The organism is Nostoc sp. UCD121 (assembly GCF_014222285.1).
Lineage (GTDB): Bacteria > Cyanobacteriota > Cyanobacteriia > Cyanobacteriales > Nostocaceae > Nostoc.
Genome location: NZ_JACKZS010000004.1, coordinates 1 through 14,183, shown reverse-complemented (window position 1 = coordinate 14,183; position 14,183 = coordinate 1). Strand labels below are relative to the sequence as shown.

Here is a 14,183-nt window from a genome sequence, read left to right as displayed (position 1 = left end):
CGTATTTTTTCGTAAAAAATAACAGTTGATAAATTCTAATTAATCAATATATAACCTGATGTTAATACTTGGTACTTAAATTAATAAAAACTTGATCATTTTCTCTGCCTAAGCAGCATCAGCCAGCCTGAATTTGTTATTCACTACTATTTATTGGCTGTTAAAAATGTGTTAATTCTCAATAAATATCTAAGTAATTGATGCAGATATATAGAGTTTTTCTTTACCAAATTACTCATGTTATTGAGAGATGAACTGAATAGCAACCTTATAAACCTTAAATGGAGAACAAAGAATGAAAGGACGCTCTCACCCTAAAAACAATTTGACTCTCAACCCATCAGGTAACGAGTCAATTCGTGATGTGATTGACCGCGTTAGTCTGAGTCGGCGGCGGTTCATCATGACGGCTGTAGGTACGTCAGTGCTAACTGTTCTGGGCGATGTTTCTATAGGTGGATTTCTTCAAAGTGTTGATGCAGCAACGATTCCCAAGGGAACTGGATTTGCTGGTATAGGCTTTAAAAGCATCCCACCGAATCTACTCAATCCAGTTACAGGATTTCTGGAAAAGGATCTTGTCAGTGTTCCTGAAGGTTACACAGCTAAAGTACTAATTGCTTGGGGAGATCCGATCGCACCTGGTGGCCCAACTTGGTTAGCAGATGCCTCCCAAGATGCTGCTGCTCAAGAAAAGCAGTTTGGTATGCACAATGATGGGATGCACTACTTCCCTTTACAGCCAGGGAATGTTGTTGGTCGGACAGTAAGTTCACAAACAAGATCACTTAGAGGCTTTTTAAATCAGCCCATCAATACTGGTCTGCTGTGCGTGAACCATGAGTATACCCAGGAATCAATTTTGCATTCAGATGGTCTGGATGTAGTCACAATTGCCAAGGTGCGGAAGTCTCAGGCTGCTCATGGTGTGTCTGTTGTAGAAATTTCCAAAAATGGCAACAACTGGAGCTTCAATCGCAATTCGTCTTATGGTCGCCGCATTACTGGTAACACGGAGATGAGAGTTTCGGGGCCTGCGGCTGGCGATGCATTGTTGAAGTCGAAGAAGTTTTCAATTCAACTAACTGGCTCTGTTGATACTGGCACACTAAACGACGGCTACACTGCTTACGGTACACTTAACAACTGCGCCAATGGCTACACTCCCTGGGGCACTTACTTAACTTGTGAAGAAAACTGGAACGGCTACTTTGCTAATCCTACACGAGATGTAGTTGCAATTCCGGGCATCGAAAAGTCCGATATTCTAGCAGGACAAAATCGGTACGGCATTTCAACAGCATCTAGCTATCGCTGGCCGGAAGTTGATCCACGCTTTGATGCCAGTACCAACCCACTCGAAACCCATTTATTCGGCTGGGTGGTTGAAATTGATCCCTACGATCCGCAAAGCAAACCAGTCAAGCGTACTGCCCTTGGTCGGTTCAAGCATGAGAGCGCTCAGGTTGTTGTTGACGACAATAACCGTGTTGCTTTCTATCAGGGTGATGACGAGCGCAACGAATATATCTACAAGTTCGTTTGTGCCCAACCTTTAAATCCCGGAAATCGTGCAGCCAACCGCAATTTGCTCGATAATGGTGTTCTGTACGTTGCCAAATTCAATGACAATGGTACTGGTGAGTGGCTTCCTTTGGTCTATGGTCAGCGTGGTTTGACACCAGAAAATGGTTTCAGAAGCCAAGCTGAAGTGCTTGTCAAGACAAGACAAGCTGCGGATCGCGTCGGCGCAACCATGATGGATCGCCCAGAGTGGGTAGCTGTGCGTCCTCGGATTGGTGGATATAAAGAGATTGAAGTCTACTGCACGTTGACTAATAATAATCGTCGGGGCACAAACCCAGTTTCCTCCAATCAGCCAGATGGTACAACAGCAGCAGGCGGTGCGCGTCCTCCCGTCAATGCTGCCAACCCACGTCCTGACAACCGTTACGGTCATATTATTCGCTGGCGCGAAGATGGACGCAACGTTACAGCAGCTACCTTCAAATGGGATATTTTCTTTGAAGCTGGCGATAAAACCAGACCGGAACCAAATCTCAAGGGCAACATTAAAGGTGACGACTTAAGTTCACCAGATGGTCTGTGGTTCGACGACTTCGGCCGCCTCTGGGTTCAGACTGACCATGCAGGTGATGGTCGCGGTGACTTGACAAACATCGGTAGCAACACTATGTCATGCGCTGACCCCAACACCAAACAAGTTAGGCGCTTCTTGACCAGCCCTACTGATTGTGAGGTAACTGGTGTGATCACTACACCCGATGGCAAAGCGATGTTTGTAAACATCCAGCACCCAGGTGATGGTGGGACTACCTCGAATCCCACACTAGTGAGCAATTGGCCTAATAGTCAAGGTTATGGCCCATCCGGTCGCCCACGTTCATCAGTTGTAGTAATTACCCGTAATGACGGTGGCGTTATTGGTGGTCTTTAAAGACGATAGGAACAGATTCATTTAGCAAAGTATCTTAAATAGTTTTAAATCACCTTAATTATTGACCCTAAACACGGGCAAGGATTAAGGTGATTTGCTTACAATATTTGTCATTTCAAGGATAAAGAGAAAAAGGGAAGGGTTTAAATTCATCTTTTATCAGAAATTTGGGTTCAAAACCCCGTGCCCATAGCACAGCTTTTTGGTAATATATGTCTGTCGCCATAGGGCATTGGGAAACTCTAAACGGACGTGGAGAGCCTGTAAGACTACCTAGTAGCTAGTTTCGGTGAAGCGTCAAGGAATCCCTGACCTAAAAGTTAAGGGAGGTATGTCAACGGATGACACTAAGAAAAGCCCAAAGGCTTGTGTCGCCTCGTTCCCAGTCTTAAGACTGGGAATGTATTCTCAGAGGCAGAGCCTCTGTCAAGCCACTGGAGTGGGAGCCTCCCAGGATCGGTTCCCAGTCAGGGCAAGGGCTATATCTTAACTTAGTGCCATTTACTTATAGCTATTAACCCACAACTTTTGTAGCTCTCTTCTTACGTTGCATCCACAATCCCATAACACCAGCAATAGCCGTACCACCAACAGCTAAAGGTTCAGGTACTTTAGTGTAGTTTACAGTACCCACTTCTGTTGTATTTACTGATTGGTCAATCAGATAAAATTTGTTTCCTCCTACATCTGGAATATTTGGATCACTTCCAATCAAAAACTGGTCTGCAACAAAATAGCTTAGTCCCAAAACTTCGCCATTATTAAAGCTGGCTATAGGAAAACTGTCAAAATCAGTATCATCTACCTCTGTATAGTTAGTACCTAAGTAGTTGAATGCAACTGCTAATCCATTCTCAACTCCCAATGTCTCTATACCTGTATTGGTTAAGGTCGAGTCATCGTATTGAAAAGAGCCGAAATACTGACCGGGATTGTCACCAGATGTAGCATTTACGGTGAAACCGTAATTAACCAAGGCAGCTTGTACCGGTTTAGCACTCATAGCAGCAATGGACATGGTAGCTGCAACGGTAGCGATACCAAGATTTTTAGCTAATTTCATTAGAAAATACTCCAAAGTTAAAAAATGAATAGTCCTGTAATTTCACTTAAATAAGCTTTCAACCACTGCGTACAGGTTAAGAAATATCAAACAAAAGATTATTCTCATAAAATCTTTAAGCTTGTCACGTATATATAAATTTCCTATGAAGTGGAAATTTCACTCGTCCACTCAGCATGAAAAGGTTTCAAATCTCTGACTTTAGTTGTTGTTATTAGAAACATATTTGTTACTCTCAAATTGTTATGAAATCAGATACAAATGATTCACAGAACCGTATTGATAGTAAGTGAATATGCAAATTAGAACGGGTTGTACCTGTTTACTACCAAGGTGCTTACGAATCAACTCTGACGCGATCGCTAGGCTTCTAGATTACAGATAGCTCTGGTACTTACAGTGACCCTGGTATTCGGGGTGTGCTTGATCAGAGTCATATCTTCCAGACTATGAAAACTGCGATCGCAAGTAACGATCACTGAAGGTTTAATATTTATTTAGTCTGGTTAAAACTGATACAAAGCTATATAAAAAAGTTTTATGTAGAAGCGATCGCAATCTGATTTAATTTCTGAAAATCGCAAGGCTAAGATTCCCAACTTCTCTAACAAGTCGAGAATTTTGTTATTCGGTTGCATGAATAAAATATACCTGGGTTAGTTCAGATATAATAATGACTCATTCTTTGTTGTCCTAAGTGGAGAAATTAATGGGTCGCGCCAAAAAGGTTGTCCTGGCATATTCTGGTGGAGTGGATACTTCCGTTTGCATCCCTTACCTCAAACAGGAGTGGGGTGTGGAAGAGGTGATTACCCTAGCAGCAGATTTAGGTCAGGGAGATGAATTAGAGCCAATTCGAGAAAAAGCTCTCAAATCCGGTGCAAGTGAATCACTCGTGGCGGATGTCAAAGACAGCTTCGTTAAAGATTACGCTTTTGGAGCGATTCAAGCCAACGCACTTTATGAAAATCGTTATCCTCTAGGAACTGCTCTTGCCCGCCCACTGATCGCTAAGATATTAGTAGAAACGGCTGAAAAATATGGTGCTGACGCGATCGCTCACGGTTGCACCGGCAAAGGTAACGATCAGGTTCGCTTTGATGTCTCTGTGACTGCCCTCAACCCCAATCTGAAAATCCTCGCACCAGCCAGAGAATGGGGCATGAGCCGTGAGGAAACCATCGCTTATGGTGAGAAGTTTAGTATCCCCTCACCAGTCAAAAAATCTTCTCCCTACAGCATTGACAAGAATTTGCTCGGCCGTAGCATTGAAGCTGGTTTACTCGAAGATCCGTCATTTGAGCCACCAGAAGAAATTTATGAGATGACCAAAGCGATCACTGACACTCCCAACGAGCCAGAATACATCGAAATTGGTTTCCAGGGTGGTATTCCCACAACCATCAACGGCATAGCTAAACAGCCAGTTGAACTAATTGAAGAACTCAATCAGCTTGTAGGAAATCACGGCGTTGGCCGGATAGATATGATTGAAAACCGTCTGGTTGGCATCAAATCGCGGGAAATCTACGAATCACCTGCGATGTTAGTGCTAATCCAGGCACATAGAGATTTAGAAAGCTTGACTTTAACGGCAGATGTCACCCATTACAAGCGTGGCATTGAAGAAACTTATAGCCAAATCGTTTATAACGGTTTGTGGTATAGTCCACTCAAAGTTGCACTAGATGCCTTTATTCAAAAGACACAAGAGCGAGTCTCTGGAACTGTACGAGTGAAGCTATTCAAGGGTAACTCCACGATAGTTGGGCGTTCGAGCGATAATTCCCTCTATACCCCTGATTTGGCAACCTACGGAGCCGATGACCAGTTTGACCATAAAGCTGCTGAAGGTTTTATCTATGTTTGGGGACTACCAACTCGCATTTGGTCGCGGCAAATAAAAAGTTAGGAGTCAATTCAATTTTAGATTTTGGATTGAAGGAGAAATCTAAAATCGGCAGAGTTAGGAGTTAAAATGCAAAACACAAAAGTAAAAATTCAAAAAATAACTTTTTACTTTACTCCTAACTCCTCACTTTTACTCTTCACTACTCGCTTCTTTAACTTGGCGAGACTCTAGCCACAGGGGTACAACAATTAAGGCAGTAATGATTAGTAAAGCTGCGATCGCAAATTGACCTACCCAAGCAACCAATTGTTCTAAAGAGACAATTTTGCCAGCAAAAAAAGCTAATGTCACCATCAAACTAGCCCAAGCAACTGCTCCTAAAAAATTGTATAAAAAGAATTTTCCAAAAGACATTTCGGCTATACCAGCTAGTGGTGCCGCAAAAACTCGCAATAATGCCAAAAAACGTCCGAAGAAGACAGCTTTAGCAGAATTTTGGCTAAATTGATCTTTAATAGTCAGCAACCGTACTTCAGAAATCCGAAATATGCTACCAACTTTTACCAGAAAAGGCCAACCGCTAACTCTACCAATCCAATAGCCACAAGTGCCGCCAATTACCGCACCCATAATTGCGTCACCGAGAACCAGCCAGTAATTTAGTTCATCGCTGCCAGCTAAAAACCCGCCCACAAGGGTCACGGTTTCACCAGGAAGGGGAATGCCTAAATTTTCTAGCAAAATTCCCAAAAAAATTGCCCAATACCCGTAACTATGGGCCAATTCCTGGATATTTTCTAGTGAAATCAGCTCTAAAGACATTCCGCACCGCCGTCTTTATAAATTTTTACTTTTACTATATCTTTGCTTGTTTTTGGGCGGGGTGTCAATCAAACCGCTACATTTACTTATTCGGTCATTAGTTTAATTCTGAGTAATCCATAGCTCATACTCTATGGAAACTATTGATTTTTGGGTATTAACTGTATAAATCTTAGCATCTTGTACCACAAGTTAATTCCTTTAAAAAAATAATGAAAATAAATTACAAAAACTTTATATATCTCTAGTTAAATTATAAAAATTTCGTAAAAGATACGGTTGATACCGAAATTATCAAGCCATTATGCCTATATTTATGAAAGTTATCACAAAATTATACGGCATGAATACTTAAATAATTACTCTTAATTGCACGGCTGCAATCCTTAAATATTTAGGGAAAACAGTCATTTTGCCGTTGAAAGAGAGGAAGTATTTATGTCATTTTTCGATTTTTAGTCAAGTGTTCAATTACCCTGTTGAATTTATGATTCTCACACAAGAACTTCAAATTATTTTGTTTAAACCCCAAGGAAGCATAGATTTAGAAGGCGGAAAGGCTCTGAGTGAACAGATGGCTAGAGTAGTGCCTCAAGCTCATCAACTCTGGATTATTGACTTAGCAGAAGTTAATTTCATGGACAGTTCTGGGTTAGTCCCTTTAGTTAAAGGGTTGAAAGCTGCACGTCAGAGCGGTTGCCGTTTAGTTCTATGCAACGTGCAAACTCCTGTACGGCTAATTTTGGAACTTACCCAGCTAGATACAGTGTTTGAAATTTTTCCCACTTACGAAGACATTTTTACTTGCGAAAATATTTAGTCTGGTGCTAGCAGGCTTAGATAATAAATCTACCTTTAGATGGATGGTAGAGTCAATCAAAATTTGCATTTTTTCACATTTTCCCAAATATTCTCACATCGTCAAAGATAACAGTCTGGTGCTAGCAGGCTGATTTTTTATATTATCTAGATAATGAAATGTTAAAAAAACTCATAGCTTTGATCTAAGTAGTCTCAACAACATATAAGAGCGGAAAATTACCAAAATCATTCAGAGAAAATGCAATTATTTGCATTCTTCCCTAGCACCATTAAATTACTCAAAGCTAATTGCTCGACATCCAACGCAACTAACATAAGGAAGCAAGAGGTAAGAAAGGTTAGAATATTAGCCTTTGCGTTATTTCTAACTCTATAGTGATTTTTACCTTAAATGTATTACTTGGATGTCTCCAAGATGCTTTGCTATGAAAATTTCTTACCTCTTCGATTCCACCATAATGGGAAGTTTAGGCATTCTGGGGAGTTGAAATATTAGTTTGTTCGGACGCTGGGCGGGGAAAATTTGGCAAATCAATTCCACTGTGACTAGCATTGCGAGTTTTGAGTGCTAAACGGTAACTCACACTTTGCAGTTCTGCTTGCAGTTTGCGATTTTCCCGTTGTAGCATTGCTACTTTTTCTCTCACTGGTGTCATCCGCTCCTCAAACTTTCGGCGGTAAATTTGAGGCAACTCTTGTACTACTTGCTCTAACATCCGAGTGCGATCTGTAAGTTCTTGGACTGACTGTCGCAATTGATAAATTTCGGAGTCACGAGTTGTAATTTGCTCTTGGTAGAACGCCACCTGCTGCTCAACAGCTTGGAGTTGTTCTTGCAATGCCTGTAACTGGCTCAGATCGCGCTCAAGATCCGGCTGCTGGGGCATAAAACTAGTATTACCCTTTACCAGCCGGAAGAGTTCTTGAGATAGTTGTTGCACTAATTGATCGCGGAGTTGCAACTCTTGGCGTAGCTGCGAAACTTCCGTAGATAGAATTTGAATATTGGGTGTATCAGATTGGCTCACAGTAGCTTATAGCTCCCATTCAGAATCTTGTCCACTCTTAGGTATAACTGCGGGAGTACTACCTTTGGCAAGTATTTGTTAATTTAGCATTCCCAAATAAGTTACGGAAAAAGAAGAAGACAAAATTTTACTGAATGGGAATTGGAAATTGGGAATTGGGAATGTTATTTTCCTTGTCCCCCTTGTCTCCCCCTGCCTCCCTTGCTCCCTGCTCCCTAATCTTTAGACAGGTGCAGCTACTTTAGTGGGCTTTTCCTTTTCCTCTTTAGGGGGTTTTTCCTCTGCGATATCCTGCTTAATTGTCAAATAGCGAATCACTTCTTCACTTAAGCGCATAGCGCGTTCAAAAGGAGCGATCGCAGTTGCAGGCGCAGTGTAGTTTAACTGGATATAGATCCCATCGCGGTGTTTTTTGATTTCATAAGCTAGACGACGCTTACCACGATTCTGAATTTGGATATCCTCAGCGCCTTGATCGCGAAGCAAATTCTGATATTTAGTAATTGCTTGCTCTGCCTGTTCGTCTCCTAGGTCGGGACGGAGGATGTACATTGTTTCGTAATTTGTAGTCATATTTTCCAGTTTCCTTATGGACAAAAAGGTTGCTGATATTGATTTATACTTGATTTAAATTTTAAATACTAGTATTAATCAACATCGGAAGCAACAAGGAACTATAATCTTACCAGTTTTCAATTTGAATCATTAGCCAAATCGCCGAAGTTTGTATATTTTGGATGTCCCTAATGAAAACTAGGTCGTAAGGCTACCTCCAGAGCCTCTCACTAACCCGCAAGGGGAGTGAGGAGACTAACGTAAAACGTAACGTATCTTTCTCTAAGGACATCTTCTATAGCAGCTTTCAGGCTCAATGGTAAATCGGTTTGCTAAAAAGCTAACTGAGAATTGCTACCCGCTCGAAGTTTCTAATCGCAGATAAAAGGATATTCATCAAGGTTATGGCACAGCGCTACGTGCGAATTCAAAATCAAGAAGGACAGATTTACTATGGGATACTACAACTATCCCTCAATGTGCAGGTGCTAGATGCTCCGCCCTGGTTGCAAGGACAACCAACAGATTTAACTTTGACACCAGAAGATTATCAAATTCTGGCTCCTTGCGCTCCCTCAAAAATTGTGGCGGTGGGTAAGAATTATGCAGAACATGCAGCCGAAATGGGAACTCCAGTACCTTCTGAACCACTAATTTTTCTCAAGCCACCCACGACTATCATTCCATCTGAGAGGGAAATTAAGTATCCTCCCCAGTCACAAAGAGTTGACTACGAAGGAGAGTTAGCATTAGTGATTGGTGATTACGCTTTTGAATGTACACCAGAGGTAGCCCAAACAAAAATTTGGGGCTACACCATCGCCAATGATGTAACAGCGCGGGATTTACAAAAACTAGATGCTCAATGGACGCGAGCCAAAGGTTTTGATACTTTCTGTCCTTTGGGCCCTTGGATTGTGCGGGAGTTAAATCCAGGAGCGAAATTGCAGACTTTTGTGAATGACGATATTAACCCAGTTCAATCTGCCTGTATCGATCAGATGGTATTTTCCCCTGATGTTTTAGTTTCCTACATTAGCCAGGTGATGACGCTACTACCTGGTGATTTGATACTTACAGGTACACCAGAGGGTGTAAGTCAATTACACCCAGGCGATCGCGTCCGCGTCGAAATTGAAGGTATTGGTCGCCTGGAAAACACCGTAGTGGCTCGTTAACGATTAGCGCACTTGCATGTACACTGCATCGGAAATCGCTGGTATTTCTGCATAACGCCCGCTTACAGACTGGATTACTGAATATGCAACTGCTCCCACTATGCCAATAAAAATGGTTGTGGATAGAGTTTGGATTGCGAAACCACCAACGGGAACTAGTCCCACAACATCAGTGAGGATGTTAAACAAAAAGATAATAATGTCCAAAAGGATTGCTTGCATGGTGTTGAAACGAATAAAGTGACTAATTTTTTCGTTTCTGACTACCAACAAAAATAAAGCAAAGAAAATAATCATTCCTGCATAACGCACGCCGTAGTAAATTCTCAACAATGGCAGAAGCGGCAGAAACAGTAGTTGTAGTGGTGGAAAATCTGATAGCAAATATCTACCAAATACAAAAACCTCAATCAGAGGAAGCAAATAAGGCAAACAAGCAAAAATTCTATCTGAAACCGTTGTAGACCCACGCCAAGACATTATGCGTTCTCCTGTGGTTAAATTTATATAGTTACTTGAGCTTAGGATAACGCAGTTACTTGGTCTTGCTGGTAAATTAAACTATTCTATATGGGCAACGCGAAAGCCCATCATGCACTCATACTGGTCTGGCTGCTGTTGAGTAAGTTTGCGAATGGCTTGACCACAGCGTAGTTCACCTGCACGCCAACGGGGTTGACCGCTCCTGTCAGCGAGTAAACAAGACTGGCAAACTTGCTCAGGGGCAAGGATTTGCTCGTCCATTAAAATGACTAGCATCGAATCCCTCCTGTAAATCCTTATTGTCACCTACATTTCACTCAGGTGAGGATACTTTTTTGAACCGCTTCAGGTAAGTTGGGTGCGTGCTACGCGATTAACTGGGGATTTGTGATGACGCTTTGCATCTGCCGGAGGCGATCGCAAATCACACTTAAGAGCCACATCCTACTTTCCTTTTTGTAGCAAAAATGTGGATAACCACAATTCAAGAACAATTGTCAAGTGAATCTTAATTTTTATTGTATGTTGTGTCTATCGCAAATTTGACATTTTTAGTAAAAAATGATACAAAAATATTCCTATTAATTTTGATCGTAGACAGCCAACGGTGTCCATTGTATTCCTGTTAATTTAGCCGTGGAGAGCGCCAAACTTAATATTCAGGAAACAACAAAAGCTTTACGCGCAAGCAACACGGCGATCCATTGAATTTTCCGGTAAAACGGAGTTAACTAGATAGCTATTATAAGGGGTACATTTACAAAATACTGGGGTAAACTTGCAAGCAAGTTAATACACAATATTACTCAGAGGCTCGTCGGTCTGGGCATCACTCACAATGGAACACTGGCAATTTCTGATACAGAAACAAGGCGCTCGCTCGTGGCATATCCTAGAATCGCCAAATTTGGAAATTTTGGAAGGGCAGTATAGAATTTTGGCTCGTTCTAGCCTTTCGAATACAGACGTGGAAGTGCGGGTAACTCACTCTTCAAGTCAGGAAGTTCAACCAACGCGGCGAATTTTCAAGCGATCGCGTCGCACTAATTCAGAAGGCTTAATGGCGGTAATTCCCTTTACTTACTTTGATGCGGGAGTTTGGGAGTTGCGCTGTAACGGCGATTTGATGTCGGATTTACTCGGTAAATCTTGGCAATACAGTGTCCAAATTAAAGTATTGTCCGAGGCAGAAGAGGCAGAGCAAAGGAAAAATCTAGAATCAAAATCACTCGATCAGGCTGATACTGTTTCTGAAAACTTGGATACTGCGCCAGAAGAACGTGCAATTATTTTAGATGAAGCGATCGCGGTTTCGGCAGAATTGGATACCACAGTTGTTCCCAATGAAGAGAATTTGGCTACTGCGCTAGAAGAACCTGTAATTACTTTAGATGAAGCGATCGCGGTTTCGGCAGAATTGGCTACCACAGTTGTTCCCGATGAAGGGAACTTGGATACTGCGCCAGAAGAACCTGCAATTACTTTAGATGAAGCGATCGCAGTTTCGGCAGAATTGGAAATTGCTACAGATAGCAACTCTGCTACCACAGTTGTTCCAGATGAAGAGAAGTTGGATACTGACCCAGAAGAACCTGCAATTACTTTAGATGAAGCGATCGCAGTTTCGGCAGAACTGCCTACCACAGTTGTTCCCGATGAAACGGAAAAAGATATAGTTATCGATGATCCTGTGAGTCCTGTATGGCTCAAAGGTGAGACGGCAGAGCAAATTTTACAAAATTTAATAGATTTAGCTTTACCCGATTCTGAACTGCTTCTGAATGATGAAGAGGTTACAGATTCGCCAGCAGCAGAACTACCCTTATTGTTAACTTTGGATCAAGATAGTTATATTGCTCGTTGGGGACAAGCTCTTACAATCAATGGGCACATAGAACTTAAAGACAAGACAAATTTAGAGCAGACTGAAACATTATCTCCAAAAAGCCTGCAAGCGCTTGAACTAGGGATTGAACTGCGATCGCCCCTAGAGTCGGAAATCTTGACTCAGATACGGCATTTACCAGACCAGGAGTTGCCCTTCACCATCAATACTTCAATTGATATTCCTGCTGACTTTGAATCGAAGTTAATTTTGGCAGATATCAGTTTGTATGGTCGATTTACCGATGTTGATGAAATCATCAGGTTAGCCAGCCAGTCCTTCACCATTACAGCAGATGTAACAGAATTACTGGCAATCACAGCCACAGCAAAACCTAGTACATCCTTAACATCCTTAAATGACCCTATAGCCCCATCGGACTCGCCTGATGCTTCCACAGAGCCAGAAACTGCCATGAGGATCGATTTAAAACTATTTAATCTGGTCAAGATTTCAAAAACAGATCAGTCCCAGATACTCAATCCATCTCCAAATACAGCCCTACCGCCGCAAATTAACCTACAAGTTCTGCGAGAAACCACTCTGCGGACATCTAAAAATTCAGGAAATTCGCCTCAATTGCCGAAATTGCCACCTCTTCAAATCGATGCCAACCCTCACACAGATGTTATTGCAGAATCCCCTACACCAGAGGAACTTCCAGAAAAGGATACTACTATAGCTGCTATCAACTTGGAGCAGTTAGTTATCAAGCAACGTCGAATGTCAATACTCGATACGACTTTTCCATACTTGAGACGGGTACAAGCTTTGTCAGGTGATGCGGAAGAAGAAGTAAAAAATAATGTCCCTCCAGATACATTGGAAGTTGAAGCGCCTGAAGACTTCCCTCCGTTAGACGTAATTGTAACTGAGGATGAAAATATACCGGAATTAGTACTAGATGATGCACATTTTCAAGAAAAATCTGTTGCTGAAGTAGAAACCCAGTCAAATGAAAAATTTCAGGAAGAATCTGTTGCTGAGGTAGAAACCCAGCCAAATCCACAATTCATTACAACAGGCAACCTGTACTCATCTCCCTTACTTAGGAAGTGGATGCAGAGCCAAGGATACTCTTTGCCTGAATCCATCAATGAACTAGAATCTCAAAACTACGATCGCAATTTTCCAGCCCAGCAGACCCAGCTTTTTCTGAGTGCTGGAACTCCCGATGTTGATATCGACTTGCCATTAAGCCTGGATGATGCCACAGGGATGTGGGAAGAAAGCCAAGAGTCGGTTTTTGATCCTGAGAACTTAGGCGAAGATACAGACACAGCAAATGAAGCTGCTCTAGAGACAGTGGAAGATCCGGTGGTAGAAAAAGTATCTGAACCAACACTTTCAATGGCTCTGGTAAGACAACTACCGCCTCCCCCTCCTCCGATAAAAGTAAATATAGCGTCAGCTTGGTTGGCGCAAGAAATCGTTGTAGATGATACAGATAGTGAACTAGAAGCCGATGCAACGAATAATTACTTGTTAGAAGAAGATAAGGAACCATTGTTAGCTTTATCCCCTTCTCTATCCATAACTACGGGAGCCATTGAGCCGTTGCCAATTCCGCAACTGCATGTACCAGAAGGCGAACTAATCGCCGACAAGTTGATCATAGTGCGCGTAGTACTGCCTGAAGTACCTCCCCAAGTGGTTGTGAAGTTATGGGTTGAAGATTATCAAACTCGCTGGTTACTAGATGGGCCCCATTTATTGACAAATTTACTACCTAATGCATTGGGAGGCTTGGAAGTGATGACACAATTAAAGATTCCTTTTGGCTGTATAGAAATTCGCATAGAAGCAATCGCACTTGATTTGACAACCCAACAAGAGAGCCATAAAGTCACAACAGTACGAACTGTAATTCCTCCAGACTTGCCAAACTTGCAGCTAGATGAACTGCTGGGTATGTAACTTTAGGGAATTGGGAATTGGGAATTGGGCATGGGGCATGGGCAAGAGGACTTGGGGACAAGGAGAATTGGGGACAAGGGGAAAGACTTGTTTCAAGTTCTCACCTCTTGTCCCCTTGTC

General features: G+C 42.1%; 12 protein-coding genes. 5 read left to right on the top strand and 7 right to left on the bottom strand.

What is annotated here, in order from left to right:
- Positions 1-295 precede the first annotated feature (295 nt).
- The gene (locus tag GNF10_RS01535; RefSeq protein WP_185583131.1) at positions 296-2,458 is read left to right on the top strand and encodes a PhoX family phosphatase; all 2,163 of its coding nucleotides are present in this window, start codon (positions 296-298) and stop codon (positions 2,456-2,458) included.
- Positions 2,459-2,972: 514 nt separating this feature from the next.
- On the opposite strand, the gene GNF10_RS01530 is transcribed toward GNF10_RS01535, so the two are convergent.
- On the bottom strand, positions 2,973-3,521 hold the full coding sequence (locus GNF10_RS01530; protein WP_185583133.1) for a PEP-CTERM sorting domain-containing protein: 549 nt from the start codon (positions 3,519-3,521) through the stop codon (positions 2,973-2,975).
- A 506-nt stretch (positions 3,522-4,027) separates the two neighbouring features.
- Positions 4,028-4,159, bottom strand: a complete 132-nt coding sequence (locus GNF10_RS38265) for a hypothetical protein (protein ID WP_260446001.1) — start codon at positions 4,157-4,159, stop codon at positions 4,028-4,030.
- A gap of 71 nt (positions 4,160-4,230) precedes the next feature.
- Between GNF10_RS38265 and GNF10_RS01525 the strand changes: the two genes are divergently transcribed.
- Positions 4,231-5,433, top strand: coding sequence for an argininosuccinate synthase (locus tag GNF10_RS01525; RefSeq protein WP_185583134.1), 1,203 nt, complete (start codon positions 4,231-4,233; stop codon positions 5,431-5,433).
- A 129-nt stretch (positions 5,434-5,562) separates the two neighbouring features.
- On the opposite strand, the gene GNF10_RS01520 is transcribed toward GNF10_RS01525, so the two are convergent.
- On the bottom strand, positions 5,563-6,195 hold the full coding sequence (locus tag GNF10_RS01520; RefSeq protein WP_185583136.1) for a DedA family protein: 633 nt from the start codon (positions 6,193-6,195) through the stop codon (positions 5,563-5,565).
- 487 nt (positions 6,196-6,682) lie between these two features.
- On the opposite strand from GNF10_RS01520, the gene GNF10_RS01515 reads away from it, so the two are divergent.
- Positions 6,683-7,015: an STAS domain-containing protein gene (locus GNF10_RS01515; protein WP_185583138.1), complete on the top strand. Its 333-nt coding sequence runs from the start codon at positions 6,683-6,685 to the stop codon at positions 7,013-7,015.
- A gap of 469 nt (positions 7,016-7,484) precedes the next feature.
- Here GNF10_RS01515 and GNF10_RS01510 read toward each other — a convergent pair whose 3' ends face one another.
- Both GNF10_RS01510 and rpsF read right to left on the bottom strand, forming a co-directional pair.
- Entirely contained in the window at positions 7,485-8,045 is a 561-nt protein-coding gene (locus GNF10_RS01510; protein WP_185583140.1) for an Npun_F5560 family protein, read from the bottom strand.
- Positions 8,046-8,267: 222 nt separating this feature from the next.
- Entirely contained in the window at positions 8,268-8,618 is a 351-nt protein-coding gene (gene rpsF / locus GNF10_RS01505; protein ID WP_185583142.1) for a 30S ribosomal protein S6, read from the bottom strand.
- A gap of 386 nt (positions 8,619-9,004) precedes the next feature.
- Between rpsF and GNF10_RS01500 the strand changes: the two genes are divergently transcribed.
- The gene (locus tag GNF10_RS01500; RefSeq protein ID WP_185583144.1) at positions 9,005-9,778 is read left to right on the top strand and encodes a fumarylacetoacetate hydrolase family protein; all 774 of its coding nucleotides are present in this window, start codon (positions 9,005-9,007) and stop codon (positions 9,776-9,778) included.
- Positions 9,779-9,781: 3 nt separating this feature from the next.
- Here the strand turns inward: GNF10_RS01500 and GNF10_RS01495 are convergent, their stop codons facing one another.
- Together GNF10_RS01495 and GNF10_RS01490 are read right to left on the bottom strand one after the other, a co-directional pair.
- The gene (locus tag GNF10_RS01495) at positions 9,782-10,258 is read right to left on the bottom strand and encodes a Tic20 family protein (RefSeq protein ID WP_012411806.1); all 477 of its coding nucleotides are present in this window, start codon (positions 10,256-10,258) and stop codon (positions 9,782-9,784) included.
- Between the two features lie 81 nt (positions 10,259-10,339).
- Positions 10,340-10,537: a hypothetical protein gene (locus GNF10_RS01490; protein ID WP_185583146.1), complete on the bottom strand. Its 198-nt coding sequence runs from the start codon at positions 10,535-10,537 to the stop codon at positions 10,340-10,342.
- A gap of 562 nt (positions 10,538-11,099) precedes the next feature.
- Between GNF10_RS01490 and GNF10_RS38260 the strand changes: the two genes are divergently transcribed.
- The gene (locus GNF10_RS38260) at positions 11,100-14,063 is read left to right on the top strand and encodes a hypothetical protein (protein ID WP_260446000.1); all 2,964 of its coding nucleotides are present in this window, start codon (positions 11,100-11,102) and stop codon (positions 14,061-14,063) included.
- The last annotated feature ends 120 nt before the right edge of the window (positions 14,064-14,183 follow it).

Excerpts from the sequence above, each read along its gene's own strand:
- GNF10_RS01515 (WP_185583138.1), top strand. The coding sequence starts at position 6,683 with ATGATTCTCACACAAGAACTTCAAATTATTTTGTTTAAACCCCAAGGA.
- GNF10_RS01535 (WP_185583131.1), top strand. The coding sequence starts at position 296 with ATGAAAGGACGCTCTCACCCTAAAAACAATTTGACTCTCAACCCATCA.
- rpsF (WP_185583142.1), bottom strand. The coding sequence starts at position 8,618 with ATGACTACAAATTACGAAACAATGTACATCCTCCGTCCCGACCTAGGA.
- GNF10_RS01495 (WP_012411806.1), bottom strand. The coding sequence starts at position 10,258 with ATGTCTTGGCGTGGGTCTACAACGGTTTCAGATAGAATTTTTGCTTGT.
- GNF10_RS01525 (WP_185583134.1), top strand. The coding sequence starts at position 4,231 with ATGGGTCGCGCCAAAAAGGTTGTCCTGGCATATTCTGGTGGAGTGGAT.
- GNF10_RS01530 (WP_185583133.1), bottom strand. The coding sequence starts at position 3,521 with ATGAAATTAGCTAAAAATCTTGGTATCGCTACCGTTGCAGCTACCATG.
- GNF10_RS01490 (WP_185583146.1), bottom strand. The coding sequence starts at position 10,537 with ATGCTAGTCATTTTAATGGACGAGCAAATCCTTGCCCCTGAGCAAGTT.
- GNF10_RS01520 (WP_185583136.1), bottom strand. The coding sequence starts at position 6,195 with ATGTCTTTAGAGCTGATTTCACTAGAAAATATCCAGGAATTGGCCCAT.
- GNF10_RS01500 (WP_185583144.1), top strand. The coding sequence starts at position 9,005 with ATGGCACAGCGCTACGTGCGAATTCAAAATCAAGAAGGACAGATTTAC.
- GNF10_RS38260 (WP_260446000.1), top strand. The coding sequence starts at position 11,100 with ATGGAACACTGGCAATTTCTGATACAGAAACAAGGCGCTCGCTCGTGG.
- GNF10_RS38265 (WP_260446001.1), bottom strand. The coding sequence starts at position 4,159 with ATGCAACCGAATAACAAAATTCTCGACTTGTTAGAGAAGTTGGGAATC.